Below are 10,522 nucleotides of genomic sequence, written 5' to 3' on the forward strand. Positions count from 1 at the left end.
ACAATTTAACAAACTGGCTACAAGATTGCTTTAATAATAGTTTTATCACAATTATATATTAAATTTATTAAAAATACCTGATTAGAAGAGAATAACATTAACGGTTGAAAATTTTAAAAATAAGCTAAAAATTAGATGAGGACATATATCCCATAATAAATAAAAGTGAAAAACACTTAAAAATAAAAAAATAGTAAAATAGATTAATAATTATTTAGATTAACCTTTTTACTAGCTAAATATTTACCCATATCATAATCAGCTAAAGTCCATACCCTCAGATAATCACCTTTAGGGATTAGACCATCATGAGCTAAAGTTTCCACATAGAAATAAATTGGACTGTAAGCTATTTTAAATCCGGATTTTACCTTCTTGGTTTCAGTATAAGTTACTTTCTTTTTCAATTTTGCATAAGTCTTTAGAACTCTACCATCATCAGATTCAACGGTTTTGGATCCATACCATTCCCAACCCTGATTATAATATTTATTTAATGAATAATCATAATGAGTTGTATCTGACCAGTCATAGTTTGAAACTACCTTATATGAAAGAACCTTTTTGTAAACCCATTTTGTTTTTTTAACTTTAACAGTTTTATAATTTGGTGCCTTATACGGATAGCTTCCTATTTTAATTTTCACAGTTGAATCCTTACCATTCAATTTTGCATTAATTAACTTTTTATATTGGCTATAAGATAGTTTACATGAGTATTTACCTGCTTTAAAAATATAATAACTTTTAGCTTTCTTAACAACAGCTTTAGAAGATACTGATTTTGAATTATAATTTTTTGAAGAAAATACGGCCTTATACATATATGTTTTATCTTTAGTTAACTTGATTTTCTTGTATGCAACACCGCTATCCACTTTAACTTTGTATGATTTGCCATTTATTGTGAATTTAACTGTACCTTCATCAATTGTGCATCCATCATTATCTTTAACAGCAGCTTTTAATGTAGTATATGATTTTGTATCTGAAATTACCTTATTTGCAGTCAATTTTACAGGTGCCTTTTTGATATTTAGATTTATTACAACTGATTTGGCCTTATAAGAGGCGGACTTGCCCAAATCAACAGTAAATTTGTACTTTCCAGCAGTTTCATAAATATTGAAAAGACAAACCCCGTCATCATCAGTATAATCATTATATACAATTTTACCTGCATTGTTTTTTATCTGAATCGGAATATTTGATTTTTCATCAGTATTTGTTTTAACTTTAACAGTTAACGGATTCATAGAGTTATAATAAGAATTATAATCCTTAACAATAATTTCTGAATTATAAGGCTCTTCGATATCTGACAATAACTCATCGTTATTAATTCCAACATCCGTTGCATTTTCATTAGCTGAAACAACAGAAATTGACAGTAACATGATAAAAATCGATAGTGCAAATATTATCTTTTTATCCATAATATCACCCAATTAAACTATATTATCATATTTAATTTGAAAATATATAAATCATCAATAAAAAGGGACTAATCTGAATAAAAAAACGTAATGGTAAATCATACCACCATCTCTTCAAAACAATTACTCATGACTATAATATAATAGTGTGGTTAAAAAGACATAAACTGTTAACATTAACATTTGAAATTTGAAAAAACAGACCTAAATCAATGTGAGGATATATATCCCCCACTAAAAATCAGACTCAAAAATACAAAACGTTAACGTTAAAGTAAAATGCGATTAAAATAATGCAACAAGGCATCACCAAATAGCTAAAAAAAAGTAAATAAAGTAATGGTAAATTATACCATTACCGGTTCGCCACGTTCCCATCTGTCTCTTGCATCACGCACATCGGCATAACTGCTTCCAACACCCTGACCGTGCTGTCCGTCCGGATCAACAATGACTCCTTCATCATTATAATAAACATTGACTTCCGGATCATAATGAAGTCCGCTGCCACCTGATGATGAGGATGAAGACTGGCTGGACTGGGATGAAGCGGTCTCCTGAACAGCTTCTTTTTCAATTACAAGTTTTTGAGTTGTACTGTTAGCCGTGAAATTCTCATTTCCTGAAAATGTTGCATTTACAGTGTAATTGCCCGCATCCAGATTCAAGGGCATGCTGGCATTACCATCGGAATCTGTTTTTAAGGAATCCTCCAATACAACATTGCCGCTGTCATCAGTTACTGTAATCTTAACTCCTGCACTTATTGCAGCATTGTTTAAATCAGTCAGCTTAACCGTGAGATTATCCCCTTCATACAAAGTCTTGTTGCTTGTAATAGCTATTTTTGAATCATTTTGAGCATTCATTAACGGCATTGACATCACAAGCATTGCCGCAGCAAGAATAACTACCACAATAATCAGAATAGCAATAATAATCTTATTTTTTTCCATAATAATCCTATATACTGTAAATGCTATATAATTTGTGTTTAATGGCTGTTAAAAACCCATTTACCTAAATCAGCACTGACATTTCATATGCCAAATTGCATTTTGAAAATTTAAATCAATTCATTTAATAAAATAAGAATTATAATCAAATTATTTTACTTTTTAAGATGTAAGTGAGTACTTGCATTCGAAAAACTTTATATATGACCTTGTTCAAAGAATTAATTGTGCAAAGAGGTGTTAAAAACACTTCACTACGCAAGGTGATATAATGAAACTCAAAAACAAAATTTTTGCAATACTCGCAATCTTCTGCCTGATCGCTTCTGCTTGTACAGTAAGCGCAGCTAATGAGACAAACTCAACATACACAGACGACATGTACAACGAATACCCAACTGAAATACATGAAACAAACAATGCAACTGACAACTCCTCAGATCTTGACGCTGAAGCAATACATGATTCAATGATTCTTCCGCCGGATTATGCCCACAGTGAAATGAACGCAACCGGACACGCTGCCGGTGAAAACGCAACTGCGACAAACACAACCAATGCGACTCAGACTCAGACACTGCCTGCAACCGGTAATCCGATTTTAGTATTGCTCGCTGTCGGAGCAGTTCTTGGAGGAGCAGGCGTTTTAAGAAGAAAAAAATAAATTAAAATATTTTTTTATTCATTTTTTTAAAGCATGAGAAATCATGCTTTAACACCATCCATTTTTACTTTAACATCCGCTTTTTTTAAAACCAGATCCGTTTTTAGCCTGTGATATACACATATCCCACAAGAAATCATCTTCTAAAAACCGAAATGTTAACGTTAAAGTAAAATTCGTTTAAATAAATTAAAAAAAAGCCCCATACCATTATAATAATCAAAGCAAACTTAAAGAAAAAAGGTTAGAAGAAATATATGATTTCTTCTATTTGATTGTTATTTTAACTTTACTGGATGACGGATTGTATGTATTGTCACCGGCATAGCTGACTACTGCATTGAAAATACCTCTTTTGGTTATTTTAAGGCTGAAAGTAGCCTGACCTTTAGCATTTGTTTTTGCAGTATATGTTTTACCGTTGATTTTCAGGGAAACTTTTTTGCCTGATGCAAGGTAAGTTTTACCGTCAGCAGATGATCCAGGGATTGTTTTTAAAGTAACTGTGTATTTTTTGGTTTTTGCGCTGGCCTTGAAAGTCTTTGCGCCGGCAGATATTGAGGTTGGCTTCTTGTTTATTGTTACTTTAAACACTTTCATGGAAGCATCGTATTCCTCATCATCCATAAATACCACTACAAATGTGTATAAACCTGAGTTTTTGAGGTTAATCTGAACATTTGCATAACCATTTGCATCAGTTGTTCTGATTAAAGTTACACCGTTATATCCGATATAAACTGTTTTATCTGCTATTGGCCTTCCGTTAGCATCCCTGAGCTGTACAGTGAAATTGTTACCTCTCTCACCGACATAATAGTCACATGCATACTGTGTGAAGTCCTCTCCTACAATAACGGTTGACAGTCTTTGAGGAGTCATTGTGATTGTAATGTTTGAAGGAGCATAAATATCACTTCCCAGATATTCAACGACTATTACAGCACCGCCTTGTGATATAATTTCAAATGAACCGTTAGCGTCACTGACAGCGGAAGCAGAAATACCATTTATGGTGTATGAAATGTTTGCACCAGAAATAGGATTTCCAAAAGCATCACTTAAAACCAGTGTAACCTTATTTGCGACAACGACAACATCTGCGAATTTTGAAGCAATTCTGCCGACAGATACTGTAATATTTTTACATGAAGAAGCATACTTTTCATTGCCTGCAAATTTCACGGTAATATTGGCTGTACCTGCACCGACAGCAGTAACCTTACCAAGAGAATCGACAGTAGCAACTTTAACGTCACTGGAGGTATATTCAAGCTCACCGGCTTCAGATGGAGTTAAACTAGCTTTAATCTCAGCACTGTCGCCGACATTGATTTCAATGTTATCACTCTCAATACTGACGAATGTTTCAACTTTACTTACAGTTACGGTAATTTCTGTTGAATTTAAAACGTATTTGCCGTCGCCTCCAACAGTCAAATTGATTTTGGCAGTACCTTCCCTAAGGGCTGTGAGAACACCGTTTTCCAGAGATACAACACCGGAGTCATCCACAGTATAAGTAACGTTCAAACCTTCAGGAGAGGTGGTTACATTAATGGTGGCATTATCACCGATTATCATGGAAATGTCTTCGGCACTTACAGAAGCGTTATTTAAAGCGATAGTTACTGTAATGTTTATGCTTGAAGCAGCATATAGGCCATTTTGAATAAATCTTACAGTAATATTGGCCCTACCTTCACCGACAGCAGTAATCTCTCCAATGCCGTTGACGGTAACGACACTCACGTCACTTGAAGTATAATCAAGCTCACCGGCTTCCGCAGGAGTTAAACTAGCTTCGATTTTAGTGCTGTTTCCAACATTGATTTCAATATTATCCCCCTCAACAGTGATGTTGGTAGCAATTCTGACAGTTACAGTAACGTTTTTACATTCCGCTGCAGCGTACTTGTAATTACCGATAAATCTTACAGTAATATTGGCTGTACCGTTACCCACAGCAGTAACCTCACCAAGAGAGTTAACACTAACAACACTCACATCACTGGAGAGATACTCAAGCTCACCAGCCTCAGCAGGAGTTAAAGTAGCATTAAGATTAACCTCATCATCAACTATCAAATCAAGCTTATCAACAACACTGATAGAAGTGTTAACTTTACTGACAGTTACAGTAACGTTTTTACTTTCAGCCGCAGCGTACTTGTAATTACCTGCAAATCTAACAGTAATATTGGCTGTACCGTTACCTACAGCAGTAACCACACCATTACTGTTTACACTAACAACACTTACATCACTTGAGACATATTCCAGCTCACCAGCCTCAGCAGGAGTTAAACTAGCATTAAGATCAGCTACCCCATCAACTATCAAATCAAGCTTATCAGCAACGCTGATTGAAGTGTTGATTTTACTGACAGTTACGGTAATTGTTGTTGAATTTAAAAGATACCTGTTGTCTCCTCCAACGGTTAAATTGATTTTGGCAGTACCTTCTTTTAAACCGGTGACAACACCGTTTTCAACTTTAACAACACCGGAGTCATCTGCTGTATAAGTAATATTCAAACCTTCAGGAGTAGTTGTTGCAGCAATAGTGACGTTTTCATCAACTGTCATGGAAATATTCTCAGCACTGACGGAAGCATCGGCCAGAGCGACTGTTACAAGAACGTTTTTGCTTTCAGCTGCAGAATATTCGTCATTACCTGTGAATTTAACAGTAACAATAGCAGCACCGCCAGTAATACCTGTAACTTCACCTAGACTGTTAACAGTAACAACACTCTCATCACTTGATACATAAACCAGCTCACCGGCTCCCTCAGGAGTTAAACTGGCATTGAGCCTGATTACTTCATCAACCTTCATTTCAAGTTTACTGACAACGTCAATGACTGCAGGAAGCTTGCCGACAGTTACAAGAATGTTTTTGCTTTCAGCTGCAGCATACTTGTCATTACCTGCAAATCTTACAGTAACAATAGCACTGCCTCCGCTCATAGCAGTAAGTTCTCCAATTTCATTTACACAAACAACACTCTCATCACTGGAAGAATAATTAAGCTCACCGGCTCCCCCAGGAGTTAAAGTAGCATTAAGATTAACTACATCGCCGACAGTCATCTCAACCTTATCAGCTACATCAATTGAAGTATCCACTTTGGACACAGTCACAATAATATCTTTACTTGCATCAGCATAGTAATAATCACCTTTGAAACTCACAGTAATAATGGTGCTGCCTGCACCGACAGCTGTAACTTCACCACTGCGGTTTACTATGACAACACTTTCATTACTGGAAGCATAATCCAGCTTACCTGCTTCAGAGGGACTCAAAGTAGCATTAAGGTTAAGCATATCACCAACTTTCACATCCAGTTTATCAACAACATCAATTGAAGTTTCATGTCTGTTGACAGTTACAGAAAAGACACCTTCAGAAGCCTCATACATATCATTGCCCGGAAAACTTACAGTAATCTGAGCAGTACCTACACCGTAAGCCGTAAGGAACCCTGAAGGGTCAACATAAACAACATTATCATCACTGGATTTATAATGCAGCTCGCCTGCCTCGCCAGGAACCAAAGCAACATCAGACATATGTTCACCGTCAATATACATATCAACATGGCTATCAAAAATTTCAATAGTAGTAGGAATCTTGCTGACGGTTACAATAATGATTTTATTTTCAGCGGCAGTATATTTCTCATTACCGGCAAAACTCACAGTAATATAAGCGCTGCCTGCACCGACTGCTGTTATCTCTCCGGCATCATTTACTCTGACAACATTCTCATTGCTGGAGGTGAAATTCAGCCTGACATCATCAGGATAGTTTAAAGTAGCATTAAGCTCAACAGTATCGTTAATCTTCAAAGCAACACTGTCAGCTGCGGAAATGACCGGATGAATCTTTTTGACAGTTACAGTAATGATTTTATCTTCAGCAGCATAATATCTATCATCACCGGCGAAACTCACAGTAATATTTGCGCTGCCTATACTGACGGCTGTAAGCTCACCAATATCATTTACAGTAACAATACTTTCATTGCCGGATGTGAAATTCATCTGAGCAACACTGCCGGAGTTTAATGTAGCATTAAGGTTAACCTTATCACCAATATTAATATCAACGCTGTCAGGTGCTGAAATGACAGCTGAGGTCTTGCTGACAGTTACTTTTATCTCAGTTGTGTTTACAGCGTAAACTCCGTCACCTCCAACGATGACAGTTATTGTGGCGTTTCCGCCTTTAAGAGCAGTAACCCTACCTTTTTCATCAACACTGACAACACCTGAATCATCAGCAACGAATGTTACATTCAAACCTTCAGGAGAAGTTACAGCAACAATATCAAATGTATCATCAACAGCCAAATTCAAAGTAGCGTTATTTACGCTTACTTGAGCATCATTTAATGTGACTGTAACTTCAATAGTTTTGTTCTCACTGGCTGCATATTTCTCATCACCTGCAAAGCTTACAGTAATAACAGCACTACCTTCACCAACAGCTTTAATTTTACCGTTTTCTACACGAACAACACTTGAATTGGAAGAAGCATATGTGAGATTTCCCGCATCTGCAGGTGTTAAAGTGGCGAGAGAGTCAATTTCCCCATTGACTTTCAAATCAATAGTTGAATTTTCAACACTGATTTCAGTTGAAACCTTGCTGACAGTTACTTTAACCTCAGTAGAATTTAAGGCATAAACTCCGTCACCACCGACTTTGACTATAACAGTGGCATTACCGCCTTTAAGAGCTGTGAGTTTACCCTTTTCATCAACACTGACGACACCAGAATTATCCTCCACATAAGTAACGTTTAAACCTAAAGGATTGGTTACAGCAACAATATCAGATGTATTGCCGGCAACCAAATCAAGAGTAGCATTATTTACGCTTACACTGGCATCATTTAATGTGACTGTGACTTCAATATTGGTTTGGCAAGCCTCATACCTGTCATTGCCCTCATAGCTTACAGTAATATTGGTGCTTCCTTCAGCCAAAGCTTTAATTTTCCCGTTTTCAACAACAGCAACACTTGAATTGGAAGATAGGTATGTGAGATTACCTGCATCAGCCGGTGTTAAAGTAGCTCCTATGTCAGTTTCATTATTTACTTTCAAATCTACAGTTGAATTAGCAACATCAATTGTAGCAGGTATTTTTAAATTTGTTAAACTGATAGTATATGATGCTGTTTCATATTTAGCGGTTACTCCTGCATTACCATCTTTTTTGACAGTATATGTTATCTCTTCACCTATTGAAGATGCATTTTTATCCAATTGTCCAAGTGTCTGGGATAAATCCAGAGTGATGTTCATTTTTGATGCGCCGTAATCTCCGACATTGCTTCCGTCATAAGACTGCAATTTAAAGGTAATTGTTGAGTTTTCATCCAAGATAATTTCGCCAGGATTAGCTGTTGCGTTTAAAAATAGCCAGCTGGCTAAATTGATTCCAACATTTGAAGGTGTTTTATCATAATTTGAAGCATTGTTTCCAAACCAGTTATTGCGGGCAGTAACTCCACCAATACTATTTATGACTGTAGAAACCTGATTATTTAAAAATATTGAGTCATGAATCACATTGCCTCCGCTTGTAACCTTTGCAATGTAAATCAGCCTCTGTCCAGTGTTATTTATGAATTTTCCTGAAATATCAACATTAGTTGCTGTCTCCTTGAAATAATTGGTTGCCTCGTTATGAGTTAAAGAGGATCCTTTTATAGTGTTGGAGATGAAATTTCCTGATATGTGAACATTAGTTACTGCCTTATTGAAATAGTTAGCACTACCTCCATTGGTATTACCGGATCTTGTTGCTTTGTTGTTAATGAATTCCCCAGTTATATTAACATTATTTGCTGTACCAAAGTAATTTGCTCCACCATTACCCGCAGTGTTGTTAATGAATTTAGCATTTATATTAGAATTAGAAGCCGTACCTACCCCGATTGCACCACCACGGTCCTTTGCAGTGTTATGAATAAATATGGAATTTATAGTTAAATTAGAAACTTCATTTGAAATATAGACTGCACCTCCAATTCCAGATCTATCACTAGCAATAGATGCAGAATTATCAATAAATGAGGCATTTATATTTAAATTAGTAATTTTATTATAAAAATAGGTTGCGCCACCATATTTAGCGACATTATTCCTAAACTCACCATATACAGAAACATTTTCAGCATCATATGAAAAGGAAACTGCACCACCATCATCACCAGCAGTATTAGCAATAAATGTAGCATTTATATTGGAATTAATAGTTTTTATTTTAAAATTGACTGCCCCACCATCAGCTTTAGCGACATTATTTCTAAATTCACCATACACATTAACATTATCACCTGCAAAAATGAAAACTGCACCACCATTAGAACCCGCAGAATTATCGATAAATGTGGAATTTAAAATCGAATTAGAAACCGTACCATAAACATAGACTGCACCACCTTCATTTGCTGTATTATTAATAAATGTAGCATTTATAACTGAATTTGAAATACCGATATTAACATAAATTGCACCGCCATTGCCTGTTGCTTTTCCATTTTTAAATGTCAAACCATAGATATTTATGGAACTGGCAGAAACTGTCCAGATGTTATTATTTGCCTGACCGTCAAAAATCACTTCCCCGTCACCGTATTTTTCAAAAGTTAAGATTTTACCAATTGTCAGGCCCGTGTTATTTTCACCGGCGTATGTTCCAGGAGCAATCCTGATAACATCACCGGCACTGCTTCCTGCCAATACCGCTTTAAGTGAGTTGAAAGGACTTTCTTGACTTCCATCACCCCCAGAAGCTGCATTTGCATCAACATACCAGGTATTGTCAGCTTTAAGCACCTCAGAAGACCCGTCATGCTTATAAATTTCATTATTTTCACTGCTGTCGGCAGACAACAGATCGTCCCCGTCATTTCTAAAATCATTACTGTCATCAGATTTGTTATACACTGAACTTGAATCTGATGCAAGCTTTTTTATAACCATACTGGTCGAATCATCAGCAGCCAATTCATCTGTTTCATTTGCACCTGCAGCGCTCGCTGAAGCTATGAATAAAAAAAGAATCAAAAATAGTGATAATACGACCAATGAATATCTTTTATATTTCATATTTTTCCCCATATCAAGTAAAAACTTCAAATAAAGCCTTTTGGCGATTAAATTTACACATGTTAATTATGAAAAATGTATTGGGCAAACATTATTGAATCAATATTTGCAATAATTAAACACTTTATGAATCTATTTTTGTAAAATTATACATAAATACATTTAGAAAAAATAGTGATTTTCAAGCCTGTATAGATTAAAAATAATTTTTACCTTAATAATGCAAGAATACCACGACCTCTTTTAGGTCGTGGATGAATTGCAAGTTGGGTGTACTTATTTTGATTGTGATTTTTGTTGGTTATTTATTGTTTTTGTGGGTTTAAAATTCT

At 35.7% G+C, this 10,522-nt stretch carries 4 protein-coding genes; 1 reads left to right on the forward strand and 3 read right to left on the reverse strand.

The genetic code is table 11. The features are described from left to right. Positions 1–203 precede the first annotated feature (203 nt). Together QZN33_RS09510 and QZN33_RS09515 are read right to left on the reverse strand one after the other, a co-directional pair. Positions 204–1,436, reverse strand: a complete 1,233-nt coding sequence (locus QZN33_RS09510; protein ID WP_296791589.1) for a hypothetical protein — start codon at positions 1,434–1,436, stop codon at positions 204–206. A 347-nt stretch (positions 1,437–1,783) separates the two neighbouring features. Further along, positions 1,784–2,392, reverse strand: coding sequence for an Ig-like domain-containing protein (locus tag QZN33_RS09515; protein WP_296791591.1), 609 nt, complete (start codon positions 2,390–2,392; stop codon positions 1,784–1,786). Positions 2,393–2,663: 271 nt separating this feature from the next. Between QZN33_RS09515 and QZN33_RS09520 the strand changes: the two genes are divergently transcribed. Next, positions 2,664–3,056: an LPXTG cell wall anchor domain-containing protein gene (locus QZN33_RS09520; protein WP_296791594.1), complete on the forward strand. Its 393-nt coding sequence runs from the start codon at positions 2,664–2,666 to the stop codon at positions 3,054–3,056. Between the two features lie 267 nt (positions 3,057–3,323). Here QZN33_RS09520 and QZN33_RS09525 read toward each other — a convergent pair whose 3' ends face one another. Next, complete coding sequence (locus tag QZN33_RS09525) at positions 3,324–10,190, reverse strand: Ig-like domain-containing protein (RefSeq protein ID WP_296791597.1); 6,867 nt, start codon at positions 10,188–10,190, stop codon at positions 3,324–3,326. Positions 10,191–10,522 lie beyond the last annotated feature (332 nt).

Source organism: uncultured Methanobrevibacter sp. (assembly GCF_900314615.1).
Classification (GTDB): Archaea; Methanobacteriota; Methanobacteria; order Methanobacteriales; family Methanobacteriaceae; genus Methanocatella.